25 protein-coding genes are annotated in these 23082 nt (G+C 69.3%); 6 read left to right on the forward strand and 19 right to left on the reverse strand.

What is annotated here, in order from left to right:
- The first annotated feature begins 9 nt into the window (after positions 1-9).
- Positions 10-549, forward strand: a complete 540-nt coding sequence (locus tag MTY59_RS24665) for a GNAT family N-acetyltransferase (RefSeq protein ID WP_221043472.1) — start codon at positions 10-12, stop codon at positions 547-549.
- Here MTY59_RS24665 and MTY59_RS24670 read toward each other — a convergent pair whose 3' ends face one another.
- From MTY59_RS24670 to MTY59_RS24695, 6 genes are read right to left on the reverse strand one after another with little or no spacing between them, the layout of a single operon-like run.
- Entirely contained in the window at positions 550-3264 is a 2715-nt protein-coding gene (locus MTY59_RS24670) for a fumarate reductase/succinate dehydrogenase flavoprotein subunit (RefSeq protein WP_221043473.1), read from the reverse strand.
- A complete protein-coding gene (locus MTY59_RS24675; protein ID WP_221043474.1) occupies positions 3261-4004 on the reverse strand; it encodes an ABC transporter ATP-binding protein in 744 nt (247 codons plus the stop codon). The genes MTY59_RS24670 and MTY59_RS24675 overlap by 4 nt, the downstream gene beginning before the upstream one ends.
- Positions 4001-4873, reverse strand: a complete 873-nt coding sequence (locus MTY59_RS24680) for an ABC transporter permease (RefSeq protein ID WP_221043475.1) — start codon at positions 4871-4873, stop codon at positions 4001-4003. Before MTY59_RS24680 ends, MTY59_RS24675 begins: the two co-directional genes overlap by 4 nt.
- Positions 4870-6258 carry an ABC transporter substrate-binding protein gene (locus MTY59_RS24685; protein ID WP_221043476.1) on the reverse strand — a complete coding sequence of 463 codons (1389 nt, stop codon included), beginning with the start codon at positions 6256-6258 and terminating at the stop codon, positions 4870-4872. Before MTY59_RS24685 ends, MTY59_RS24680 begins: the two co-directional genes overlap by 4 nt.
- A gap of 25 nt (positions 6259-6283) precedes the next feature.
- Positions 6284-6514 carry a 4Fe-4S dicluster domain-containing protein gene (locus tag MTY59_RS24690; protein ID WP_064885673.1) on the reverse strand — a complete coding sequence of 77 codons (231 nt, stop codon included), beginning with the start codon at positions 6512-6514 and terminating at the stop codon, positions 6284-6286.
- Complete coding sequence (locus MTY59_RS24695) at positions 6511-7266, reverse strand: GntR family transcriptional regulator (protein WP_221043477.1); 756 nt, start codon at positions 7264-7266, stop codon at positions 6511-6513. The genes MTY59_RS24690 and MTY59_RS24695 overlap by 4 nt, the downstream gene beginning before the upstream one ends.
- 227 nt (positions 7267-7493) lie before the next feature.
- Here MTY59_RS24695 and MTY59_RS24700 point away from each other — a divergent pair, with 227 nt between their 5' ends.
- From MTY59_RS24700 to MTY59_RS24710, 3 genes are all read left to right on the forward strand, one after another.
- Entirely contained in the window at positions 7494-8321 is an 828-nt protein-coding gene (locus MTY59_RS24700; protein ID WP_250160659.1) for a COG4705 family protein, read from the forward strand.
- Positions 8322-8413: 92 nt separating this feature from the next.
- Entirely contained in the window at positions 8414-8740 is a 327-nt protein-coding gene (locus tag MTY59_RS24705; RefSeq protein WP_221043478.1) for a hypothetical protein, read from the forward strand.
- Between the two features lie 33 nt (positions 8741-8773).
- Positions 8774-9442, forward strand: a complete 669-nt coding sequence (locus MTY59_RS24710) for a response regulator transcription factor (RefSeq protein ID WP_221043479.1) — start codon at positions 8774-8776, stop codon at positions 9440-9442.
- Here the strand turns inward: MTY59_RS24710 and MTY59_RS24715 are convergent.
- Positions 9424-10836 carry a HAMP domain-containing sensor histidine kinase gene (locus tag MTY59_RS24715; RefSeq protein WP_250160908.1) on the reverse strand — a complete coding sequence of 471 codons (1413 nt, stop codon included), beginning with the start codon at positions 10834-10836 and terminating at the stop codon, positions 9424-9426. The two genes, MTY59_RS24710 and MTY59_RS24715, sit on opposite strands and share 19 nt — an antisense overlap.
- 124 nt (positions 10837-10960) lie before the next feature.
- Between MTY59_RS24715 and MTY59_RS24720 the strand changes: the two genes are divergently transcribed.
- Positions 10961-11221, forward strand: a complete 261-nt coding sequence (locus MTY59_RS24720; RefSeq protein WP_250160660.1) for a hypothetical protein — start codon at positions 10961-10963, stop codon at positions 11219-11221.
- Between the two features lie 4 nt (positions 11222-11225).
- Here MTY59_RS24720 and MTY59_RS24725 read toward each other — a convergent pair whose 3' ends face one another.
- The 6 genes from MTY59_RS24725 to MTY59_RS24750 all read right to left on the reverse strand — a co-directional run bounded on the left by MTY59_RS24725 (position 11226) and on the right by MTY59_RS24750 (position 17167).
- Entirely contained in the window at positions 11226-14090 is a 2865-nt protein-coding gene (locus tag MTY59_RS24725; RefSeq protein ID WP_221043481.1) for an aminotransferase class I/II-fold pyridoxal phosphate-dependent enzyme, read from the reverse strand.
- A gap of 95 nt (positions 14091-14185) precedes the next feature.
- A complete protein-coding gene (locus tag MTY59_RS24730; RefSeq protein ID WP_221043482.1) occupies positions 14186-14587 on the reverse strand; it encodes an antitermination protein NusB in 402 nt (133 codons plus the stop codon).
- A complete protein-coding gene (gene nusB / locus MTY59_RS24735; protein ID WP_221043483.1) occupies positions 14584-15093 on the reverse strand; it encodes a transcription antitermination factor NusB in 510 nt (169 codons plus the stop codon). Before nusB ends, MTY59_RS24730 begins: the two co-directional genes overlap by 4 nt.
- Positions 15090-15653, reverse strand: coding sequence for an elongation factor P (gene efp / locus MTY59_RS24740; protein ID WP_067827843.1), 564 nt, complete (start codon positions 15651-15653; stop codon positions 15090-15092). The genes nusB and efp overlap by 4 nt, the downstream gene beginning before the upstream one ends.
- Positions 15654-15778: 125 nt before the next feature.
- A complete protein-coding gene (locus MTY59_RS24745; RefSeq protein WP_221046688.1) occupies positions 15779-16003 on the reverse strand; it encodes a hypothetical protein in 225 nt (74 codons plus the stop codon).
- Positions 16004-16057: 54 nt separating this feature from the next.
- A complete protein-coding gene (locus MTY59_RS24750; RefSeq protein ID WP_221043484.1) occupies positions 16058-17167 on the reverse strand; it encodes a M24 family metallopeptidase in 1110 nt (369 codons plus the stop codon).
- A 33-nt stretch (positions 17168-17200) separates the two neighbouring features.
- Between MTY59_RS24750 and MTY59_RS24755 the strand changes: the two genes are divergently transcribed.
- Positions 17201-17911, forward strand: coding sequence for a B-4DMT family transporter (locus tag MTY59_RS24755; protein ID WP_221043485.1), 711 nt, complete (start codon positions 17201-17203; stop codon positions 17909-17911).
- Here MTY59_RS24755 and aroQ read toward each other — a convergent pair.
- The 6 genes from aroQ to MTY59_RS24785 form a co-directional block, all read right to left on the reverse strand.
- A complete protein-coding gene (gene aroQ, locus MTY59_RS24760; protein WP_221043486.1) occupies positions 17908-18354 on the reverse strand; it encodes a type II 3-dehydroquinate dehydratase in 447 nt (148 codons plus the stop codon). The genes MTY59_RS24755 and aroQ overlap by 4 nt on opposite strands.
- Positions 18355-18403: 49 nt before the next feature.
- Entirely contained in the window at positions 18404-19498 is a 1095-nt protein-coding gene (aroB, locus tag MTY59_RS24765) for a 3-dehydroquinate synthase (protein WP_221043487.1), read from the reverse strand.
- The gene (locus MTY59_RS24770; RefSeq protein ID WP_221043488.1) at positions 19495-20019 is read right to left on the reverse strand and encodes a shikimate kinase; all 525 of its coding nucleotides are present in this window, start codon (positions 20017-20019) and stop codon (positions 19495-19497) included. Before MTY59_RS24770 ends, aroB begins: the two co-directional genes overlap by 4 nt.
- Positions 20019-21224: a chorismate synthase gene (gene aroC, locus MTY59_RS24775; RefSeq protein WP_221043489.1), complete on the reverse strand. Its 1206-nt coding sequence runs from the start codon at positions 21222-21224 to the stop codon at positions 20019-20021. Before aroC ends, MTY59_RS24770 begins: the two co-directional genes overlap by 1 nt.
- Before the next feature lie 80 nt (positions 21225-21304).
- The gene (locus MTY59_RS24780; protein WP_221043490.1) at positions 21305-22513 is read right to left on the reverse strand and encodes an acyl-CoA dehydrogenase family protein; all 1209 of its coding nucleotides are present in this window, start codon (positions 22511-22513) and stop codon (positions 21305-21307) included.
- A gap of 128 nt (positions 22514-22641) precedes the next feature.
- Positions 22642-23079, reverse strand: coding sequence for a prepilin peptidase (locus tag MTY59_RS24785; protein WP_221043491.1), 438 nt, complete (start codon positions 23077-23079; stop codon positions 22642-22644).
- Between the last annotated feature and the right edge of the window lie 3 nt (positions 23080-23082).

Here is a 23082-nt window from a genome sequence, read left to right on the forward strand (position 1 = left end):
CACATCCCGATGCCCGAATACCCACCCGACCGCATCAGCGGCCCTCGGCTGCTGCTGCGCCTACCCACGCTCGACGACGCCGGGGCGCTGTTCCAGCGGGTCGCCCGCGACCCGCAGGTCACCAAGTATCTGTTGTGGGCGCCGCACCCCGACGTGGCCGCGACGCGGCGCGTGATCACCGAAAAACTCAACGCCGGCGCGGACGAGAAGACCTGGGTCATCGAGTCGCGGCACCGCGGCGAGGTGATCGGGCTGGCCAGCTGCCGGCGCACCGCGCCGCACTCGGTCGAGGTCGGCTACTGCCTGGGCCGGCGCTGGTGGGGCAAGGGGTTGATGTCCGAGGTGCTCGGCATGCTGCTCACCGCGCTCGACGCCGATCGGGAGGTGTACCGCGTCTGGGCCACCTGCAGTGTGGACAACGAGCGCTCGGCGCGGCTGCTCGAGCACGCCGGCTTCTACCTGGAGGGGCGGCTGGCCCGGCACGCGGTCTACCCCACGATGGGACCCGAACCGCAGGACAGCCTCCTGTACGCCAAGATCCTGCGCTGATTAACGTCTTTCCGCCAAGCTGTCCTGCTCGAGCGCCCGGCGCGCGTAGGCCCGCACGTCGGCGTCGCCGTCCTTGAGCGCAAGTCCCAGGGCGTCCCGGGCGGCGGGCTCCGCGGCCCACCGGGTCAGGCTGAGCACGGCCGCCTTGCGCACGTCCAGATGGGCGTCGCCCAGCGCCTCGGACAGATGCGGGACCGCGAAGTCGACCGGCGCGCCGGCCAGCGCGCGGGCCGCGCCTTCCCGCACCTGCCAGGCCGGCGCCCGCAGCGCCTGCTTGATGGCGGAGAAATCGTCTTGGCTGCAACCTAATTGGCCCAGCGCGGCCAGGGCGGCAGCGCGAACCAGCGGGTCGGAGTCGGCGACGAGCCGGCGCACCGCAGAGCCAGCTGGGGCTGTCGCCGCTCCTAGCGTCGCCAGCCCGGCGGCCGCCGCGATGCGGACCTCGCGGTTCTCGTCACCGGCGGCGGTGACGACACCCGCCACGTCGTCGACGGACACCAGCGCACGCACCGCCTCGATGCGCACCCGATGGTCCGCGTCGTCGAGCGCGCGACGGTATTGCGCGGCGTCACCGGCCCGGCGCGCGGCCAGCACGTACAGTGAGGCCGCGCGCACCACCCGATCGGCCGAATCCAGGTGCTCGCGCACGCTTTCCGGCTGCGGCAACACCTCGACCAACTCGCGGATGCCGTCGGCGCCGGTGAGGCGGACCGAGGCGTCGCCGTCCTTCAGCGCGGCGACCAGGGCCGGCGCATACCCGTCGGGGATGTGCTCGGTCAGCGTCGACACCGCGGTGCGGCGCACGCCGGGATCCGCGTCGGCAAGGTAGGGATCGAGGTCGGCCATCGTGGGCTCCTCGAGCGCCAGGACCTCGGCGATGCGCGGCGACGGTGGCTCGAACGCTGTTCTGGCCGAATCGATTCGGGACGCTGCGCTGGCCGGCGCCTGGCCGCCGACAAGCGGCGGCTGCTCCACCGGGTACACGGTCCGGTCGGTGGGCGGCAGGCCGTCGAGCTCCGGGACCGGCACGAAATACGGTGCCACCGGCCGCTTGAGGAACACCATCTCGCCGCCGGCGTCCTTGCGCAGGTTGAGGTGATAACCCCATTGGTTGTCGTCGCGGCCGGGCAGGTCGGCGCGATCGTGATATAGGCCCCACCGGGATTCGGTGCGGGTGTGCGACGAGCGGGCGGCCATCTCGGCGCAGTCGCGGATGAACGACACCTCCACCGCGCGCATCAGCTCGTGCGGATTGCGGGCGCCCATCTCGGCGATCTCGGCGCTCATCCGCTCGAAGGTGCGGATGGCCAGCGACAGCTTGGCCCCGGTCTTGGGCGGCGCGACGTAGTCGTTGACGAAGCGGCGCAGCTTGTACTCGACCTGAGGTTGCGGCGGGCCGTCCGGATGCCGCAGCGGCCGGTAGATCAGCTCGTGCGCGTCGCGCACCTGATCCTCCGGAAGCTGTTGCGGCGCAGCGACACCTGCCAGAGTCGAAGCGGCGTGCGTGCCCGCCAGGTCGCCGAACACGAATGCCCCGATCATGTAGTTGTGCGGGACGCAGGCCATGTCACCGGCGGCGTACAGTCCGGGCACCGTGGTGCGGGCGTGCTCGTCGACCCACACACCCGACGCGGAATGCCCGCTGCACAAGCCGATTTCGGAGATGTGCATCTCGATGTCATGCGTCCGGTAGTCGTGGCCGCGGTTGGCGTGAAAGGTGCCCCGGGTGGGCCGCTCGGTGGTGTGCAGGATGTTTTCCAGCGCGGTCAGCGTCTCGTCGGGCAGGTGCGACACCTTGAGGTAGATGGGTCCGCGCGCGGAGTCGATCTCGGTTTTGACCTCGGCCATCATCTGCCCCGACCAGTAGTCGGAGTCGACGAACCGCTCGCCGTGCGCGTTGACCTGATAGCCACCAAAGGGATTGGCGACGTACGCGCACGCCGGGCCGTTGTAGTCCTTGATCAACGGGTTGACCTGGAAGCACTCGATGCCGGACAGCTCCGCGCCCGCGTGGTAGGCCATCGAGTAGCCATCGCCGGCGTTGGTGGGGTTCTCGTAGGTGCCGTACAGGTAGCCCGACGCGGGCAGCCCGAGCCGGCCGCACGCCCCGGTGGCCAAGATGACCGCCTTGGCACCGACCGTGACGAATTCACCGGTGCGCGTGTTCAGCGCCGCCGCGCCCACGGCCCGGCCCTGATGCGTCAGCACCCGGACCGGCATCAGCCGGTTCTCGATCTGGATCTTCTCGCGCATCGACCGCTGCCGCAGCACGCGATACAGCGCCTTCTTGACGTCCTTGCCTTCGGGCATCGGCAGCACGTAGGAGCCGGAGCGGTGCACCCGGCGCACGGCGTATTCGCCGTGCTCGTTCTTCTCGAACTTCACGCCGTAGCGCTCCAGCCGCTGCACCATCGCGAAGCCGCGGGTGGCGGTCTGATACACGGTGCGCTGATTGACGATTCCGTCGTTGGCGCGGGTGATCTCGGCGACGTAATCCTCGGGTTCGGCCTTGCCGGGGATCACCGCGTTGTTGACGCCGTCCATGCCCATCGCCAGGGCGCCGGAGTGGCGCACGTGGGCCTTCTCCAGCAGCAGCACCTGCGCGCCGCTCTCGGCGGCGGACAGCGCCGCCATGGTGCCGGCGGTGCCGCCGCCGATGACCAGGACGTCACAGTCGAGCCGGACCGGGGTCGCCGGGTCGGGAATCTGCATCATGCCGCCACCGCCGAGTGATTCAGTGCCGCAATGACTTCAGCGCGCAGCGCGGCGCGCTGCCGGTCTACGCGCGGCTCCGGCACGTCGACCAGGGTGCGCAGCGGCTGGCCGGCCCTGCCCAGTACGGCGATGCGGTCACCCAGCAGCAGCGCCTCGTCGACGTCGTGCGTGACGAAGACGATCGTCGTCGGATGGGCACGCCAGGTGTCGATCAGCAGCCGCTGCATGGCCGTACGGGTCTGGGTGTCCAGCGCGCCGAACGGCTCGTCCATCATCACCGCGCGCGGCGCCCCGGCCAGCCCGCGAGCCAGCTGAACGCGCTGCCGCATGCCACCGGACAGGCTCTTGGGAAGGTAGTCGCCGAAGCCGGTGAGACCGAGCTCGGCGATCCAGCGGTCGGCCTCGGCGCGCCGGCCGGCCCGGGTGACTCCGCGCAGCCGCAGGGCCAACTCGATGTTGGAGCGCACGGTGCGCCAGGGCAGCAACGCGTTGTCCTGGAACACCATGCCCCGGTCGCCCGAGGTGGTCGTCACCTCGTCGCCGTCGGCGACGATCCGGCCCTTGTCGGGCCGCAGCAGTCCCGCCAGGGCCCGCAGCACCGTCGACTTGCCGCAGCCCGAGGGGCCGGTGAGCACCAGGATCTCCCCGGGCCGCACCGTCAGGCTCAGCCCGTCGATCACCGGTTCTCCGGTGTAGGACAACCGAACTCGATCCAGTTCCAGACTCACTCCAACGGTCATCGCTGCTCCTCATCCGCACGCGGTAGCCAGCTGGTCACCCGGCGGCCCACGACCTCCACGGCCGCCGCCGTCGCGAAACCCAGCACGCCGATGGTGATGATGCCGACGAACACCTGGGGGTAGGCCAGCACGGTGTAGTCCTGCCAGGTGCGATAGCCGATCCCGAGTCGGCCCGAGATCATCTCCGCGGAGATCACACAGATCCACGCCACGCCCATGCCGACCGACAGGCCGCCGAACACTCCCGGCAGGATGCCCGGCAACACCACCCGCTTCAGCACATCCCACCGGCCGCCGCCCAGGGTGCGCACCGAGTCCTCCCACAGCGTGGGCAGCGCCCGCACCGCGTGCCGGGTACTGACCAGGATCGGGAAGTACGCGGCGAGGAAGGTGATGAACACGATGCCGGCCTCGTCGGTCGGGAACAGCAGGATCGCCACCGGCACCATCGCGATGGCCGGAACGGGTCTGACCAATTCCGTCAGCGGACCGAAGGTGTTGGCGAACAAGCGGGAACGTCCCAGCAGCACGCCCGTCGCGACCCCCACCACCGCGGCCAATCCGAAGCCGGTGAGGATCCGGATCAGCGACTGCGCCAGGTCAAGCCAGTACTCGGAGGTTCCGAGCCGGCGTTCCAGCGCGTGCACGATCTCGGTGACGGTGGGCAGCGTATCGAAGCGCAGCAGCAGCCGCACCTTGTCGGCGGTGAGCGCCTGCCACAACCCGATCGCGGCGGCAACCGAGGCGAGCCGCAGCAGCCGCCACCGCCACGGCGAGCCGGCACGTCGCGGGGCGGTCGTCGCCGGGACCGTGTCGACGACTTGCGCCGACACCGGAGCTGCCCGATCGCCGGTGAGATAGGCGGTCATACCGAACCTCCAAGGGCCTGTCCGTAATTCACGATGGCGCCGCCCGGGTGTGCGGCGAGATAGCGATGCGCGCCGGCCGGCGTTCCGAACGGCAGATAGTTCTGGCCCTCTTGCACCCAGACCGCCTTGTCGGCGAACCACCGGGTGCCCAGCTCCGCGTCGGGGACGTATGCGGCGCGGACCTTGGCGCCGCGGGCGGTCACCTCGCGCACCGCACGAAGCAGACCGGTCGGGTTGGGGATCGTTTGCGTGGAATCCGCACCGTCCAGCCACAGTTCGCTGGCCAGCGCGGGATCGCCGCGCAGCGCGGACGGGTTGGCGGTGGCTGCCCTGGCCGCGTCGTAGTTGCGGCCGCGGGCCCCGAACACGGTGCGCAGCGGCCCGTCCTGGACGAAGCCGGACACGTCGAGGTCGGCGAAGTCGCCGATCGACTTCAGGTACGGCACATCGTTTTTCAACGCCTCGACCAGGGACGGTTTGAGCGTGGTGTCGAACGACGTACCGCCGGGGCCGTTGTAGAGATACACCACTTCCTGCGGCAGGCCGCTCCCCTGGGCGACGAGCCGGGCGGCCTCCAGCGGCTTGGAGTTGAGGAATTCGGTGGCGTCCAGTTGCGCCTGCAGGAACGCGCCCAGCACCTCCGGATGAGACGCCGCATACGAGCGCCGCACCACCACCCCGTGCAGGGTCGGCAGGTTCAGCTCGGCGCCGTCATACAGCAGTTTGGCCTTGTTCTGGAACACCAGCAGCCCCGGCCAGGCGACGAACTGCGAAAGACCCTGCACCTGACCGGATTCCAGGGCTGAGGCGCCCACCTGCGGCTGCTGGTTGAGCACTTCCACACCCTTGATACCGGCCCTGTCCAGCGCCCGCATCAAGGTGCCGTGACCGGCCGACCCAACGCTCGCCGAGACCTTGGAGCCGGCCAGGTCGCGCAGCGTGGTCGCCGACGACCCGGGCGCCACCACCACCATGTTCAGGGCGCCCTTGGGGTTGTAGCCGGTGATGGAGACGATCTCGGTTTTGGCCAGCGGGTTGGCCTGCGTTTTGGAGCCGTTGATCAGCATCGGATAGTCGCCCATCGAGCCGATGTCGATCTTCTCGGCGAGCATCTGCGCGGTGATCGGGGCGCCGGTGTCGTAATCCTGCCACCGCACAGCGTATTTGGTGCCGGTGCGGGTGGTGATGTCGGCCAGCCGGTGCTCCAGGTAGCCCTGCGCGCGCAGCAGCGTACCCGCGGTGACGGTGTTGATGGTCTTGGACTGATATCCCACCACCACGTTGACCACATCGGAGGACTGCGACAGGGATTCCAGTGAGCAACCGGAGGTGAGCGCGGCGATCGCGATCAGCACCGACGCCAGCCGGATGGCGCGTCGTTTCATGGGAGTTCCTGGGGTTGAACGCTTTTCAGCGAAGGAGATAGGGCATGTTGACCGTGACGGCGCCGGTGGGACAGCGGGCCGCGCACGGGCCGCAGTACCAACACTCGTCGACATGCATGAAGGCCTTGCCGGTGTCGGGGTTGATGGCCAGCGCGTCGAGCGGGCAGACCTCCACGCACAGCGTGCAGCCGTCGATACACAGCGACTCGTCGATGGTGACCGGCACGTCGGCGCGGTTGTTGTTGATCAGCGTCATGGGTTACTCCTCATCAGGTTGCCCCGCATGGTGATTCGATCGCCCCGCATCCGGATGTACTCCAGGTCGACGGGCGTGCCGTCGGCGAGGCTGGTGAGCCGCTCCAGCATCAGCAGCGCCGCGCCGTCGGGCACCTGCAGCGTGGCCGCCGAGTGCGCGTCGGCGGGAATGGCCTCCAGCGCCAGCGCCGCCGACCCCAGTCGCTGCCCGCTCACCTCCTCGATGAGCGCGAACAGGTCGTTGGTCTCCAGCGGATGGGTCAGCACCTCGCGGCCGATGTCCGGCGCAAGGTAGGTGAGATCGAGGCTGAGCGGCAGGTCCCCCAGGTACCGCAACCGCTCGATGAACACCGCCTGCTCGCCCGGTTGCAGCCGCAGCCGGCGTGCCACCGACGGCGGCGCGGTGACCGGCATCGCGGCGCGCACCTCGTTGCGGACCTCACCGAGATCCTTGAACGTCTCCTTCAGACCCAGCAGCACGTCGAGCCCGTGGTCGTACTTGCGCTGCGCGACGTGCGTGCCGACCTTGGGCCCGCGGTCGATCAGCCCCTCGTGCTTGAGGGCGGTCAGCGCCTCGCGAATGGTGTTGCGCGAGACCGAGAATTCGCCGGCCAGCTCCAGTTCGGCGGGCAGACCCTCCGGGTAGGCGTCGGAGTGAATCTGCTGGCGCAGCACGTCGGCGACCCGGCGGGCGCGATTGGCCCGGGAGTCTTGGATATCCCGACTGGGTACTGGTTGCGCCACGGGAGTCACGCTAACGCAGCTCAGGCCGGTTTTTCGGGTCGCCGATGAGGCACCGCGAGGGCGGCCGCGCGTATTGCGCCGGGCCGTCTCGAGGCCCGACCAGCTAAAACCGCCACCCGCCACGGTATTGCGCCACCTGCGCGAACGCGTCGGCTTTGTGATCCCGGTGAGTAGAACCTGTCACGCCGTGGAACCCTGATTCCCGGATGGGCACCCGACGGCGGAAGGTGGAGTGCATGACGGACGTTTCGAAACACGCGTTGACCAAGGTGCCGGCGGTCACCCTGGGGTTCTGGGTCATCAAGGTCTTGGCGACGACGTTGGGCGAGACGGGCGGCGACACCGTCACGATGACCCTGAATTGGGGCTACGCCGCGGGGGTCGCGATTTTCGGCGTCGCGCTGGTGGCGCTGGTGGCGGCGCAGATTCTCGCCCGGCGATTCCATGCGGTCCTCTACTGGGCGACGATCGTGGCCTCGACGACGTTCGGCACAGTGCTGGCCGATTTCGCGGACCGATCGCTGGGCATCGGCTACACAGGCGGGTCTCTGCTGCTGCTGGCGTGCCTGCTGGTCACTTTGGGACTCTGGCGCTGGTCGCAGGGCACCGTATCGGTCAGCACCGTCTCCACGCCCAAGGTGGAGGCCTTTTACTGGGCGACCATCACGTTCTCGCAGACGCTGGGCACCGCGCTCGGCGATTGGCTGGCCGACACACGCGATTTCGGTTACGAACGCGGTGCGCTGGTTTTCGCGGTCGGCCTGGCGGTGGTCGCGGCCCTGTACTTCTGGACGTCCATCTCCCGCGTCACCTTGTTCTGGGTCGCGTTCATCCTCACCAGGCCGCTGGGGGCGACCGTCGGTGACTTCATCGACAAGCCGGTCGCCGACGGTGGCCTGGCGTGGAGTCGCCCGCTCGCCTCGGCGGTGCTAGCGGCGCTGATCGCGGTGTTGGTCGTCGTCATACCGCAGCGGCCCGGTCACCACCCCGGCCAGCCCAAAGATGATGCGACGGAACACAATCCGGAAACCGGCGTCGAGCAACCGGACCGGGATCCACGCTGACCCACCGGCGCGACCCGGCTCTCAACGATTTCACAGCGATTGGACCCTACGGTTTGTGAGGTCTGTAATGACGGCGGCACAAAGGAGCGGGGATGCCACCCGGCACGCAGCGGCGCCAGGCGACGCCGCTCATGATGCTTCCCCCGATGGGCCTGCGCGAGCGTCGCATCGAGGAATGCACGACGATGTGGTTCAACCGCGACTTCTTCCAACAACCGTGGCCCGACTGGAAAGTCGACGTCGACGTGGACAGCCTGACAACGTTCTTCAGCCACACCAATCCCGGTGAGACCATCGTCGGCCACCCGGTGCGCATCACGCTGGAAAACGCCGGCGTCGTGTGGGTGGCGACCAACCGTTTCTGCCGCATGGGCGGCCCGTTCGCCGAGGTGCTGATCGAGGCCCGCTGGCCCGACTGACGGTGCGCCCGGCGCTCGACGTAGCGTTGAAACATGAGAGTCCTGCTCGTCGAGGATGAACCGCGGCTGTCCGCCACCGTGGCCAGGGGACTCAAGGCTGAGGGATTCGTCGTCGTGACCGTCGGCAACGGTGTCGACGGCCTGCGGGAGGCCACCGAAAACGGTTTCGACGTAATCATTCTCGACATCATGCTGCCCGAGCTCAGCGGCTATGAGGTGCTGCGCCGAATGCGGTCGCACAACGTGTGGACACCGGTGCTCATGCTGACCGCCAAGGACGGTGAGTATGACGAGACGGACGCCTTCGATCTGGGTGCGGACGACTACCTGACCAAGCCGTTCTCGTTCCGGGTGCTGGTGGCGCGGCTGCGGGCGCTGATTCGTCGCGGCGCGCCGGCGCGGCCGGTGGTGCTGAAAGCCGGGACGCTGACGCTGGATCCCGCCCGGCACACGGTCAAACGCGGCTCGGCCCCGATCGCGCTGACTCCCCGCGAGTACGGGGTGCTCGAGTTCCTGATGCGCAACAAGGACGTGGTGGTGACCAAGGCCGAGATCCTGCAGAACGTGTGGGACGCGCATCATCACGGCCCCGACAACGTGGTCGAGGTCTACGTGGGATATCTGCGTCGCAAGATCGATGTCCCCTTCGGCACCAACACCATCGAGACGATTCGGGGCGTCGGTTACCGATTGCTCTGCTGAAACACGGGCAACGTCACGATCATCTTGGTTCCGCCGGACGGCGGGTCGTCGATGGTGACCGTTCCCCCGTGTGCGGCCACGATCTCGGCGACGATCGCCAGGCCGAGGCCCGCCCCTCCCCCGCTTCGGGCCCGGTCGGAATCCAGGCGCACGAAACGTTCGAAAACCCGGCTCCGGTCGGCGGGGGCAATTCCCGGGCCGTCGTCGCTGACGGTCACGACCACCGCCCCGCCCCGGCCGCCGACTGCTATACCCACGCACGAAACCGCATGGCGGACAGCATTTTCGACGAGGTTACGGATCATCCGCGACATGGCCACCGGGTCGGCTTCCAGGCGCACCGGACGGATATCGGTGTGCACCACGCGTTGCGTGTCACGCTGCGCGCGGTCGGCTTCGGCGCGCGCGAGGTCGTCGAGGGCCACCTGCTCCTTGCGCCGGAGCAGCGTCTGCTCGTCGGCGCGGGCCAGCAGCAGCAGATCTTCGATCAGGGTGTGCATGCGCTGCGCCTCGGGCAGCAAGGTGTTCACCGCCAGGTCGGCGTCGAGCAGATCGGGATGGGCCTCTGCCACTTCCAGCCCGGAGATGATGGTGGCCAGCGGACTCCGCAATTCGTGGGACGCGTCGCCGACAAAGCGTTGCTGCGCACGGTGACCCGCTTCCAGACGCGACAGCATCTCGTTCATGGTGACGGCCAGGGCCGCGATCTCGTCGTGGCTGTCGGGCACCGGCACCCGCTCGGCCAGATCGGACGTGGAGATGTCGGCCACCCTGGTCCGGATGGCGTCCACCGACTGCAGGGAGCGGCGCACCAGCCAGTAGGTCGCGCCCGCCACGACCGCGACGATCACCGGCGCGCTACAGGCCAATAAGATCGCGATGGCCCGCGCGGTCCCCTCGACCGCCTCGCTGCCCCCTCCCACCAGCACCGTGTACACACCGGATCGGGTTGCGACTTTTTGGCCACTGACCCGCATGTCGTCACCGGCCACCGCGTCGTCTGGCAGGCCGCGACGCAGGTTGAAGTCGAACTGATCCGCCGCGACCAGCGGCGTTTTCGGCGCCGAGCCGGATCGCTTGACCACGTTGCCATCCGGACCGATCAGCTGGGTTGCGACCACCCGCTGATCGGTGTGCAGCAACGCGTTGTCGAGGTCGTCGAACGAATCGGCCTGCAGCGCCTTGGTGATGTCGCGGACCCTCTCGGCGGCGGCGTAATCGACGCCCGTCAACAGCGTGCGGTACAGGATCGCGTCCAAGCCGGCGCCGGCCACGCCGAGCGCACACAGCACGACGATCGCCGACACGGCCGCCGAGCGAGCCGAGATGCCCAGGTGGGCGAGGCGCCACGGACGCGATCGCCCGCTTCGCCGAAACGGCCCGACACCGGATATTCGCACGTCGTTAATTCTGCAGCCCCGCGGCCCCGGCTGAAAACATTGAGCTCAGCGCCTTCTCAGCGGCCTCTCAGCGGCCGCGTCCTAGGCTGGCGCCGTCATGTTCAGTACTGCACGCCCTGTGCGTCGTAACGATCGTGCGGTCGCCCGAATATTGGTCAGCGCGGCCGTCGTGTTCGGCTCCGCTGTCCTGGCTGCGCCGGCCGGCGCCGACCCGAGTCCGTTCAATACCCTCAGTTCGAGCTGCAACCAGACGGCTCCCGCGGGCCGCGACGCCCTGCTGCAGGGGATCCGGCGAGGTATCGCCGACTGGTCGCCGGGCGCACCGCACACCCCGGCCCGCGCCGCCTGCGGCGCGAATCCGACTCCGGCGACCGGCTGATCGCTCAGCTGCTGTCGGCGACCGACGGCACCGCCGGGGCGTCGTTGGCACCGTTGTTGCGCGCGCCATTGGACGCCGACGCGTCCGCCGGCAGCTCGAACGCCGCGGTCACCGAGCCCACCGCCGCCATCGCGGCATTGCGTTGCGCCTCCATCCGGGCCAGCGCCGTCTCGGTGAAGACCGACAACCCGAGATCGGGGTTGTACCCGTGGATTTCCTTGACGTCGAGCTGGGCCAGGAAGTAGACGATCTCCTTGGAGACCACCTGACCCGGGACCAGCACCGGAAAGCCCGGCGGGTAGGGCACCACGAAGGTGGTCGACACCAAGGTCTTGCCCTCGGCCAGTCGCCGCCCTGCCATGCCGATCAGCACGTGTTCGCGGTCAGTCTCCTCGTAGCCAGCGTAGAACGCCGACCGCATGTCGCCGAAGTTGCACTCGTCGACGGGCCGGAACGCGACGTCGAATTCGCTGAAGTCGGGCAGGTGCGGCAGGTCCTCGGTGATCTCCTCGACATGACGCTGCTGCAACGCCCGGTCGGCGACGCTGGCCGCCTTCTCGGTGCGGTCGAAATCGATTGCCACCCTTCGCAACACGTCGAGCAGGTAATGCACGCTGGACCAGGTGACGCCGATCGTGAAGATCAGCAGCACGCTGTTGATCGACGTCTTGTTGATCTGGATCCCGAATCGCTCCATCAGGATCTTCTCGCGGAAGTCGTAGCCGTTCATCCCGGTCGCGCCCACGAACAGGGTCACCCGCGTCGCGTCCAGCACGAACTGGTCGGAGCGCCAGGCCTCGTTCCACTCGGCCAGCGCGCCCTGCCTGACCTCCCGGTAGGAACTCACCGAGGACTCCCGGAACTCCTCAGGCACCAGGTCGGATTCGTCGAGGATGCGGAACCACTTGCTGATCAACCGGTCTTTTCGCACCCGATGACGGAAGACCAGCGCCATGTCGTATACCTGGCGGACCAGTTGGAAGCCCTCGATGTCGACCTGGCGGCGGGCCAGGTCGAGGGACGCCAGCAGCTGCTGGTTCGGCGACGTCGAGGTGTGCGTCAGGAACGCCTCAGCGAAGGAATCCCGGGTGAGCGCGTTGAAATCCTGGTCGCGCACGTGGATCATCGACGCCTGCCGCAGCGCAGACAGCGACTTGTGCGTGGAGTGCGTGGCGTAGACGCGCACCCGGGCGGTGGCCGGGTCGGGCATCAGCTCGCGCTCGACCCACTCCGACCGGTCGACACCGTCCATAGAGGCGGCCCATTTCCGGTATTCCGCAACGTATTCCGGCGATGCCAGCATCTGCTCCAGGCGCTCGGCGGACACCATGGCGGTCCGCTGCCGGGCCCACGGCACGGCCGTGGCGAACGCATACCACGCCTCGTCCCACAAAAAGCAGATGTCCGGCTTGATCGCCAGCACCTCCTGCATGACCTGCACGGGGTTGTAGACGACGCCGTCGAAGGTGCAGTTGGTCAGCAGCAGCATGCGCACCCGGTGCAGCTGTCCGGCCGCCTCCAGGTCCAGCAGCGTCTGCTTGATGGTGCGCAGCGACACCGCGCCATAGATCGCGAACTGCGGCAGCGGATACGCGTCCAGGTACAGCGGGTAGGCACCGGCCAGCACCAGCCCGTAGTGGTGCGACTTGTGGCAGTTGCGGTCGATCAGCACGATGTCGCCCGGCCGGGTCAGTGACTGCACCACGATCTTGTTGGCCGTCGACGTCCCGTTGGTGACGAAGTAGGTGTGGTCGGCGTTCCACGTCTTGGCGGCCTTGTCCATCGCCTTTTTGATGTTGCCGTGCGGGTCCAGCAGCGAGTCGAGGCCGCCGGAGGTGGTGGAGGTTTCGGCCATGAAGATGTTGCGGCCGTAGAACTCCCCCATGTCCTGCAGCGACCTGGAGTTGAAGATGCTGGCGCCGCGCGCGACGGGCAGGGCGTGGAACTGGCCGACCGGCGCGGCAGCATACGCGCGCAGCGCGTCGAAAAACGGTGTGGCGTAACGGTTTCGCAGTCCGGCGAGCACCGTGCTGTGCAGGTCCGTGACGTCGTTGAGCCGGTAGAACGTGCGGTCGTAGACGTCGGGTTCGGTGTCGTCGCCGGCGGCGATCGACTCGTCGGTCAGCAGATACAGGTCGATGTGGGGTCGCAGCTCGCGAATCCACTCGCCGCACTCCACCCAGTCGTTGGCCCGATCGGGAATGACCCCGTCCACATCCTCGTTCGGCCCCAGCAGCGTGTTCATCAGCGGCAGCCGGTCGCGGGACCGCAGCGGCAGGTCGTCGCGGATGATCGCGGCCTGAATCTCTCCGTTCAGCGCAACCGCCGTGATGGCGTCTTCGACGCTGGGCACCACCAGGATCTCGAACTGCACATCGTCGGACGCGCAGCGCAGCGCGCGCAGGCACTCGGCCAGGCTGTCCGGCGCCGTGCTCGGGGCGTCGTCGGCCAGCAGCACGGTGTAGAAGTGCTGCTGCTTGGCCTGGGCGACCAGCTCCTGGTCATCCAGCGGCGCGGAGGTATCGAAAAGCCCTGCGCGGTCGCCGTATTCACTCAGCAGCCGCACGGCCAGGGAGACCTCCTCGGTGAGCCGCACGGTGGACAGGCTCTCCAGGTGGGCCCGGAAGATCGCCAGGTTCGCCGCACCGGGGTACAGCCAGTACCGCTCGTAGGCGGCGATGCGATCCATGAGGCGCTTCACCCGCGCCACGTCGTGGGTCTTGTCCAGTCCGGCGAGGTCCACCTCGGCGAGGTGACGGCACGCGTCGTCGAGCAGGTTCCAGGTGTCGACCCGGGCGTAGGACGGATTGGCCACGGCCGCCAGTGCGGACACTCGAAGTCGTCGCGGCTGGGTGCTGTATCGAATCATGATCTCACCTGTTCTTCTCGGATCGCCGCCGCTGACGTGCCGCTCGTATTGTGAACCCGCTGCGCCACGCCCCGTGGTCATTTACCCCAGCTTGCTCAGTGATCCGCCTCGTCGTCACTGTCCACAATGCCGCCTCGAAGGCGACGATTACCCCGCGCGCCGTCCGTCCACCGCAGCATGGGCAGCTCGAGGCGACGGACCGGCAACTCGGTGACATCGCTGAGCGAGCGCACCACGCCCTGCGTCAGCCCCATGATCGCGGCCATCACCGGCAGCAGCGGCTGCAGCGGCTTGGCCGCCGAACGCACCGTGCTGATGCGGCGGGCGACGGCCACCCGCTCGACGCAGTGATACAGCCAGGCGCCCACACCCAGCGCGTAGATCGACAGCACCGAGGCCACGATGGTCAGGCGAAAGGCGGCGCAGATCACCGCGCCCAGCACCACCGTCGCGGCCAGGATGGCCGCCACGAGCAGGCGCAGCTCCAACCGGGTCATGGTTGCGGTCCGTGGTCCTCCGGTGTGCCTGCGGTGTCGGAACCCGCCGCACCCCGGACCGCCTGGGCGGCGGCCCTGATCTGCGGTGTCACCAGCATGACCTGGCCGAGCACCCCGTTGACGAAGCCCGGCGAGTCATCGGTGGACAGTTCCTTGGCCAGCTGTACGGCCTCGTCCACGGCGACGGGCTCGGGCACGTCGTCGGCGTAGAGCAGCTCCCAGACCGCGACCCGCAGGATGGCGCGGTCCACCGCGGGCAGCCGGTCCAGCGTCCAGCCCTGCAGATGCGAGCTGATCAGGTCATCGATGTGCGCGGCGTGTTCGCCGACCCCCCGGGCCGCCGCGGCCGTATACGGCTGCAGGGGCGCGACTTCGGGGTTCGTCTCCGCGAGCCCGGTGCGGACGTCGACGACCTCCGCCGGGCTCAGCCCACGGGCCTCGGCTTCGAACAACAAATCGACGGCACGCTTACGGGCCTGATGGCGTCCCCGCACGGGTCTGCTCACGCGTTGACGCGCCCCAGGTAGCTGCCGTCGCGCGTGTCGACCTTCAGCTTGTCTCCGGTGTTGATGAACAGCGGCACCTGGATCTCGGCGCCGGTCTCCACGGTGGCGGGCTTGGTGCCGGCGCTTGACCGGTCGCCCTGCAGGCCCGGCTCCGTGTGCGTGACCTCCATCTCGACCGAGACGGGCAGCTCGAGGTACAGCGGGGCGCCGTTGTGGAATGCCACCTGCACCGGCAGGCCCTCCAGCAGGAACCGCGCGGAATCGCCGACCAGCGACTCGGGCAGCGGGTGCTGCTCGTAGTCCTGGCTGTCCATGAACACGAAATCCGAACCGTCGCGGTACAGGTACGTGGCGTCGCGCCGGTCGACGGTGGCGGTCTCCACCTTCACGCCGGCGTTGTACGTCTTGTCGACGACCTTGCCGGAGAGCACGTTCTTGAGCTTGGTCCGCACGAAGGCCGGCCCCTTGCCCGGTTTGACGTGCTGGAACTCGACGATCTGCCACAGCTGGCCGTCGATCACCAGCACCAGTCCGTTCTTGAAATCGGCAGTGCTTGCCACGGTTCGGTATATCTCCTCAGACGTTGGACAGTCGCTACGGAACTGTCTGTAACTTGTCGGCCAGTTTAGAGCGCTCCGCGACCGCGCCCCGCGGGCCGGGGTCGGGCCGCGACGCGCGAAACGCCCTAGCGGTGGACGCGTTCGGAGCCGACCGCGGCGTGCTCGTCCGGCGACGGCAGCGGCTTGATCATCGTCAGCAGCGGGACATGCAGCGTGACCCCGCTGGCGAACGGCACGTGGATCGCGAAGTAGACGATCTGCATCTCCAGCCGCATCTCCCGAAGGGGCTGGGCGTACATGTCCCACCGGAAATCCCGGAGGCGCGCCAACCCCCGTGCCACCCCGTTCACGCACCCGACTGTACTCGGGGGCGCAACCCCGGCAAAGCCGTCCGTCGGCGGTCGCTACGCCAAAACGGTGAGCTCCTTGGGGAACTTGGTCAGCAATTCCGGTGGCCTGCCGAGGGTTTCGTCCGGCACCACCAGCGTGTCCTCGATGCGCACCCCGCCGCGGCCGGGCAGGTAGACCCCAGGTTCCACCGTCACCACGGATTCGGCCAGCAACGTGCCGGTGGACGTGGCGCCGATGCCCGGCGCTTCGTGGATCTCCAGGCCCACGCCGTGGCCCAGGCTGTGGCTGAACTGCTCGCCATAGCCCGCGTCGGCGATCACCCGGCGGGCCGCGGCGTCCACCTCGCGCAGGTCGGCGCCCGCGTGCAGCGCCTCGCGGCCGGCCCGCTGCGAGTCGGCGACCAATTGGTAGATCTCCAGCTGCCAGTCGGCGGCCTTGCCGAGCACGAAGGTGCGGGTCATGTCGGAGTGGTAGCCGCCGACCAGCGCACCGAAGTCGATCTTCACGAAATCGCCGCCGGCCAACACCGCGTCGGTGGGGCGGTGATGCGGGATCGCCGAATTCGGGCCCGCGGCAACGATCGTCTCGAACGAGATCGCGTCGGCGCCGTGGTCGAGCATCAGGGCCTCCAGCTCGCGGCTGACCTCGCGTTCGGTCCGGCCGGGCCGCAGGCCACCCCGCGCCACCAGATCGGTCAGCGCCGCGTCGGCCGCCTCACACGCCAGCCGCAGCAGTGCGACCTCGCCGGCGTCCTTGACCTCACGCAACGCCTCGACGGTTCCGGCGGCCTTGACCAGCTCGGTGGCCGCCTTGCGGGCGTCCAGCTCGCGGGTCAGCGCGTCGAATCCGTCGACGGTCACCACGTTGCTTTCGAAGCCCAGCTTCTGCGCGCCGGCCTCCGCGGCGTGCGCGGCCAGGTGCCGTCCCAGCGCCCGCTCGATGGCGACCTCGAGGTCCGGCGCCTCCTCGGCGGCCTGGGTCCGGTACCGCCCATCGGTGGCCAGCACGGGGCCGCGATCGTCGGCGAACACCAGCAACGCGCCGTTGGACCCGGTAAAACCGGAGAGGTAACGGACGTTCACCAAGTCCGTGACCAGCAGCGCATCCAATCCGCTGGCCGCAAGTCGCGCTCTGAGCCTGTCTCGACGCTGTGAATGTGTCACGGGTCTTGACGGTACTCGCTACGCTTTTGGGCCATGAGTAACTGGATGCTGCGCGGATTGGTCTACGCCGCGGCGATGGTCGTGGTCAGATTGTTCCAGGGCGCGCTGATCAACGCGTGGCAGACGCAGGCGACGCTGTTCAGCGTGGTGCTGCTACTTCTGTTCATCATTGCCGTGATCATCTGGGGGATTCGCGACGGCCGGGCCGACGCCACCGCCAACCCCGATCCGGATCGCCGCGGCGACCTGGCGATGACCTGGCTGCTGGCCGGTCTGGTGGCCGGTGTACTCAGTGGGGCGGTCACCTGGCTGATCGCGACCTTTTACAGCGGCCTGTACACCGGCGGACTGCTCAACGAGCTGACGACGTTTGCGGCGTTCACCGCGCTGTGCGTCTTCCTGCCCGGAATCATCGGCGTGACCATCGGGCGCTGGCGGGTGGACCGCAATCCCCCGGCGCGCCGGCCGGGCACCGACGACGAGCGGGCCGACACCGACGTGTTTTCCGCGGCGCGCGGCGACGACGCCCCCACCGGCGAGATCCCGACGCAGACCACCGGCGCCCACGCCGAGCCGCGGACGGCGGCGGTCGCCACGGCCGAGCGCGAGGCGCCAACCGACTCGGCGGCCACCACCGAATCACCGACCGAAACGATCGCCAAGCCCGAGGACGACCCGAAGACCGAAGTGATCCGCACCGGCGACGAGCACACCAAGCCGGGCGCCGAACACGACAAGGGCTAGCTGTTGGCGCCGGGCTCCCCGGCCAGATAGCGCAGGGCGAGCAGATAGCCCTGCACCCCCAGCCCGACGATCACTCCGGTCGCGACCGGGCTGAGGTAGGAGTGTCGCCGGAACTCTTCGCGCGCATGGACATTGGAGATGTGCACCTCGATCAGGGGCGCGCTCAACTCCGCGCACGCGTCCCTCAGCGCCACCGACGTGTGGGTGAGCCCGCCGGCGTTGAGGATCACCGGCTCGCCCGCGTCGGCGGCAGAATGAATCCAGTCCAGCAGTTCGGCTTCGCTATCGCTTTGCAGCACAACGGCTTTGAGACCTAGCGTGTCGGCTTCCCGCTCGATCAGCGCCGCCAGCTGATCATGCGTCGTGTCGCCGTACACGTCCGGCTCGCGCCGGCCCAACCGGCCCAGGTTCGGGCCGTTGATGACGTTCACGACGGTGGTCATCGGCGCCGCTCCTCCACATCGCTTCGCTCTGCATCGTCGCCGGCGCGGGTCACGAAGCCTCCTCCGCGAGTCCGGCATAGGCCGCCGCCAACAGCGACGGGTCGGGGCCGGCCATCCGGCCCGGCTTGCCCAGGCCGTCGAGGACCACGAACCGCAGCACACCGGCCCGCGACTTCTTGTCTCCCGCCATGTATTCCAGCAACTGCGGCAGTGCGTCGGCGTCATAGCTGACCGGCAAACCGAGCGCGGACAGGATGGTGCGGTGCCGCCGCGCGGTGGCGTCGTCGAGGCGGCCGGCCAGCCGGGCCAACTCGGCGGCGAAGACCAGTCCCACCGACACCGCGGCCCCGTGCCGCCACTGATAGTGCTCGCGACGCTCGATGGCGTGCCCCAATGTGTGCCCGTAGTTGAGTATTTCGCGCAGCTCCGACTCTTTCTCGTCGGCGGCCACCACCTCCGCCTTGACGGCGATCGCGCGTCGGATCAGCTCGGCGAGCACGTCGCCCGACGGGTCGACGGCGGCCTGCGGGTCGGCCTCGATGAGGTCGAGGATCACCGGGTCCGCGATGAATCCCGCCTTGACGATCTCGGCCATCCCGGCCACAAGTTCGTTGTGCGGCAACGTCTGCAGCGTGTCGAGGTCCACCAGAACGGCGTGCGGCTGATGGAACGACCCGACCAGGTTCTTGCCCGCGTCGGTGTTGATCCCGGTCTTGCCGCCGACGGCCGCGTCGACCATGCCGAGCAACGTGGTGGGCACGTGCACGATGTCGACGCCGCGCAGCCAGGTGGCCGCCGCGAATCCGGCGACATCGGTGGCCGCACCGCCGCCAAGGCTGACCAATGCGTCCTTGCGTCCGATCCCGATGCGGCCCAATACCTCCCACAAGAAGCCCACCACCGGGAGGTCCTTGCCCTCCTCGGCGTCCGGGATCTCGATGCGGTGCGCGTCAACGCCCTTGTCCGCCAGTCGGCTTCGGACCACCTCGGCGGTCTCGGTCAGCACGGGTTGATGGACGATGGCCACCTTGTGCCGGCCGCCGAGCAGTTCGTCCAGCTCGCCCAGCAAGCGGGTGCCGACGATCACCGGGTACGGCGGGTCGACGGCCACCTCGATGGTGACCGGATCACCAGAGCGCGTCATGTGGCCGCCCCGGCGGGAGCCTGCAACCGCGAGACGATGTAGCGGACCACCGCGCCGGGGTTGCGCCGGTTGGTGTCGACGCGGATGGTGGCCGCCCGCCGGTACAGCGGGCTGCGCTCGGCCAGCAGCGCGCGGTACTTGTCGGCCCGATCGGGGCCGGCCAGCAGCGGACGCACGGCGTTGCCGCCGGTGCGGCGCACGCCTTCGGAGGCGCTGATCTCCAGGTAGATGACGGTGTGACCGGCGAGCGCCGCACGCACCCCCGTGCTGGTGACGGCGCCGCCCCCGAGCGAAACCACGCCGTCGTGGCCGGCCAGCGCGGCGCGCACCACCTCTTCCTCGATGCGGCGGAATTCCGGCTCGCCGTCGGTGGCGAAGATGTCGGCGATGCGGCGCCCGGTCTGCTGCTCGATGGCCGCGTCGGTGTCCAGGAAATCGACGCCGAGCGCCTTGGCCAGCCGCCGGCCGATGGTGGACTTGCCCGACCCCGGCAGGCCCACCAGGACCGCCCTGGGCGCCATTACGCGGTCCCCCGCGCGGCCGGCGCCTCCCGCTCGGCGACCGCCTGCCGGTAGGACTCGACGTTGCGGCGGGTCTCGGCCAGCGAATCCCCGCCGAACTTCTGCAGCGCGGCCCGCGCCAGCACCAGCGCCACCATGGCCTCGACCACCACGCCGGCGGCGGGCACCGCGCACACGTCCGAGCGCTGGTGGATCGCGACGGCCTCGTCACCGGTCGCCATGTCGACCGTGGCCAGCGCGCGCGGCACCGTGGAGATGGGCTTCATCGCGGCGCGCACCCGCAGCGGCTGGCCATTGGTCATGCCGCCCTCCAGGCCGCCCGCGCGGTTCGTAGAGCGGACCACACCGTCGGGGCCGGGGTACATCTCGTCGTGGGCGCGGCTGCCGCGGCGGCGTGCCGTCTCGAAGCCGTCGCCGATCTCGACGCCCTTGATCGCCTGGATGCCCATGACGGCGCCGGCGAGCTGGCTGTCCAGCCGGTTTTCGCCGCTGGTGAACGAGCCCAACCCGACGGGCAGGCCCAGGACCACCACCTCGACCACACCGCCGAGCGTGTCACCGTCCTTCTTGGCGGCCTCGATCTCGGTGATCATCGCCTCCTCGGCTGCCTTGTCGAAGGCGCGCACCGGGCTGGCGTCGATCGCGGGCAGGTCGCCCGGGCCGGGCGGCGGGCCGTCGTAGGGCGCCGACGGGCCGATCGCGATGACGTGCGATAGCACCTCGACGCCGAGCGCCTGACGCAGGAACGAGCGGGCGATGGTGGCGGCCGCGACGCGGGCCGCGGTCTCCCGGGCGCTGGCCCGCTCCAGCACCGGCCGGGCGTCGTCGAAGCCGTACTTGAGCATGCCCGCGTAGTCGGCGTGGCCGGGCCGCGGCCGGGTCAGCGGCGCGTTGCGCGCGCTGTCGGCCAGCTCGCCCGGGTCGACCGGGTCGGCGGCCATCACGGTCTCCCACTTCGGCCATTCGGTATTGCCGATCTCGACGGCGATGGGCCCGCCGAGGGTCACACCGTGACGCACCCCGGACAGCACGCTCACCGCGTCGCGCTCGAACGCCATCCGCGCGCCGCGACCGTAACCCAGGCGACGGCGGGCCAACTGTTCCGAGATGTCGAGGGAGGAAACCTCCACACCCGCAACCATGCCTTCGAGCACGGCCACCAGCGCGCGGCCATGCGACTCCCCAGCAGTGATCCAACGCAACACGGGTCCCATCTTCCCATGTCGACTTCCGAAAAGCCGATTCGCGCAGCCCGCGGCGGTAGTAGGTCCGGGCGCGGCGCCGGTCAGAAGAAACTGCTGCCGGGCAGCTCCGCGTCGTTGACCGCGACATCGCCGAGCACCCGCGCCTTGTAGACGGTCGGGTTGTGCGAGAACAGCGTCCGCAGGTTGCGCCAATGCCGGTCCAACAGCGCCGACGCCTGCACGGCCGACGCGCCGCCGACGTCGAAGACGCGCGACGCGGCCCGCAGCGCGGGCTCCTGGATCGCGACCTTGACGCGCGCGGCCGCGATCGACGACCGGGTTTCCAGCTCGGGATCGATCCCCGTGTCGCGCGCCGCCTCCAGCGCGGGGGCGAGCTCGGCCGCCGCGCTGTGCACCAGTGCCTGCGCGGCGTAGGCCACCGCGTCGATCTCGCCGACGATCTGCAGCAGCTGCGGGTCCGCGGTGGGCTCCCCGACACTGGCGAAGGTGTAGGTGCGTCCCCGCCCACGCACCAGCGCCGCGGCGTCGGCGGTCAGGGCCCGCAGGATGCCGGCGGCGATGGCGTGCAGGAACAGCTGCATCAGCGCGCCACGGGCGCGGTTGCGCCCGATGGTGTCGGCGAGCGGAAACACTTCGTCGGGTGCGACCGCGACGTCATGGAACACCGTTGTGCCGCTGCCCGTTTGGCGCTGGCCGATGCCGTCCCAGTCGTCGAGGTGCTCGACGCCGGCCCGGTCCACCGGGATCACCACGGCGGTCGGGGTGTTCTCGTCGTCCTGCGCGGTGATCCGCAGATAGTCGGAGAACTGTGCGCCGGTGCTGTAGAACTTGCGGCCGCGCAGCCGCAGCCCTCCCGCAGTCGACACCAGCCGGGTGTCACGGTCGTTGCCGCCCACCGGCTTCTGGCTCTTTTCGGCGTTGGCGCCACCGATCAGCCCGCCCTCGGCGACCACCGCGATCCACCGGTCGCTGCCCGGTTGCCTCGGCGTGACCTGGAGCTCCTCAACCAGCGCGTAGTGGATCCGCAGGATGTGGGCCAGGTCGGGGTCGGCCGCGGCGAGCGCGATGAGGTGGTCGAAGAATTGCGGCACCGAGTAGCCGGCGCCGCCGTGCTCGCGGGCCAATCGCACCGCGCCCAACCGCTGGTCCCGGATGAGTTTGAGGCCGCGCAGGGGCGGCTCGGTTCCGCCGGCGGCCAGCCGCTGGCGATAGTCGGCGGCGATGTCGGCGAGCACGCGATCGATCCCCGCCGGATCTGTTGCCGGGTGCTGGTGGGATCCAACGGGCATGGGAGTCAAAGCCTTTCTGGGCGAGTCGATGTCGTGCACATGACGACCAGCCCGAAAGGCTGTCAGGAGCCGACGCCGGCGGCAACGGTTTGCTGCGTCCTGAATTTTTCGCCCGCGAACTGAGGGCGTCACAACAGCGCCAGCCCCACCGCCGCCGCGCCGGCCAGACACATCGACGGGCCGTGCGGCACCGTGGCCGCGCCGCCGGCGCCGCCGCCGAGCCTGGCGAGGACCCCGAGCGCCGCGGTCAGCAGCGGCGCGCCCAGCGCCGCCAGAAACCACGCGCCGACGCCGAAGCAACCGGTCAGCGCGCCCAGCCCGAGGGCCAGCTTGACGTCACCGGCGCCCATTCCGTCCGGGGCCGCGCAGTGCACCACCAGGTAGATCGCGGTCAGGGCCACGGTTCCGGCCAGCGCCGCCGGCCCGCGCCCGGCCAGCGTCGCGACCGCCAGGATCGCCGCGGCCCCGGTCAGCGTCAGCGCGTTGGGCAGTCGGCGTTCGCGAATGTCGTAGCAACTCAACGCCGCCAACCAGGCCAGCACCAGGCACGCGGCCGCAATCCGCATGCG

The organism is Mycobacterium senriense, assembly GCF_019668465.1.
Classification (GTDB): domain Bacteria; phylum Actinomycetota; class Actinomycetes; order Mycobacteriales; family Mycobacteriaceae; genus Mycobacterium; species Mycobacterium senriense.

What these genes read in the sequence shown, in the direction of transcription:
- MTY59_RS24665 (WP_221043472.1), top strand. Translation starts at nt 10, where the DNA reads ATGCCCGAATACCCACCCGACCGCATCAGCGGCCCTCGGCTGCTGCTG.
- MTY59_RS24670 (WP_221043473.1), bottom strand. Translation starts at nt 3,264, where the DNA reads ATGATGCAGATTCCCGACCCGGCGACCCCGGTCCGGCTCGACTGTGAC.
- MTY59_RS24675 (WP_221043474.1), bottom strand. Translation starts at nt 4,004, where the DNA reads ATGACCGTTGGAGTGAGTCTGGAACTGGATCGAGTTCGGTTGTCCTAC.
- MTY59_RS24680 (WP_221043475.1), bottom strand. Translation starts at nt 4,873, where the DNA reads ATGACCGCCTATCTCACCGGCGATCGGGCAGCTCCGGTGTCGGCGCAA.
- MTY59_RS24685 (WP_221043476.1), bottom strand. Translation starts at nt 6,258, where the DNA reads ATGAAACGACGCGCCATCCGGCTGGCGTCGGTGCTGATCGCGATCGCC.
- MTY59_RS24690 (WP_064885673.1), bottom strand. Translation starts at nt 6,514, where the DNA reads ATGACGCTGATCAACAACAACCGCGCCGACGTGCCGGTCACCATCGAC.
- MTY59_RS24700 (WP_250160659.1), top strand. Translation starts at nt 7,494, where the DNA reads ATGACGGACGTTTCGAAACACGCGTTGACCAAGGTGCCGGCGGTCACC.
- MTY59_RS24705 (WP_221043478.1), top strand. Translation starts at nt 8,414, where the DNA reads ATGCCACCCGGCACGCAGCGGCGCCAGGCGACGCCGCTCATGATGCTT.
- MTY59_RS24710 (WP_221043479.1), top strand. Translation starts at nt 8,774, where the DNA reads ATGAGAGTCCTGCTCGTCGAGGATGAACCGCGGCTGTCCGCCACCGTG.
- MTY59_RS24725 (WP_221043481.1), bottom strand. Translation starts at nt 14,090, where the DNA reads ATGATTCGATACAGCACCCAGCCGCGACGACTTCGAGTGTCCGCACTG.
- MTY59_RS24730 (WP_221043482.1), bottom strand. Translation starts at nt 14,587, where the DNA reads ATGACCCGGTTGGAGCTGCGCCTGCTCGTGGCGGCCATCCTGGCCGCG.
- MTY59_RS24755 (WP_221043485.1), top strand. Translation starts at nt 17,201, where the DNA reads ATGAGTAACTGGATGCTGCGCGGATTGGTCTACGCCGCGGCGATGGTC.
- aroQ (WP_221043486.1), bottom strand. Translation starts at nt 18,354, where the DNA reads ATGACCACCGTCGTGAACGTCATCAACGGCCCGAACCTGGGCCGGTTG.
- aroB (WP_221043487.1), bottom strand. Translation starts at nt 19,498, where the DNA reads ATGACGCGCTCTGGTGATCCGGTCACCATCGAGGTGGCCGTCGACCCG.
- MTY59_RS24770 (WP_221043488.1), bottom strand. Translation starts at nt 20,019, where the DNA reads ATGGCGCCCAGGGCGGTCCTGGTGGGCCTGCCGGGGTCGGGCAAGTCC.
- MTY59_RS24780 (WP_221043490.1), bottom strand. Translation starts at nt 22,513, where the DNA reads ATGCCCGTTGGATCCCACCAGCACCCGGCAACAGATCCGGCGGGGATC.
- MTY59_RS24785 (WP_221043491.1), bottom strand. Translation starts at nt 23,079, where the DNA reads ATGCGGATTGCGGCCGCGTGCCTGGTGCTGGCCTGGTTGGCGGCGTTG.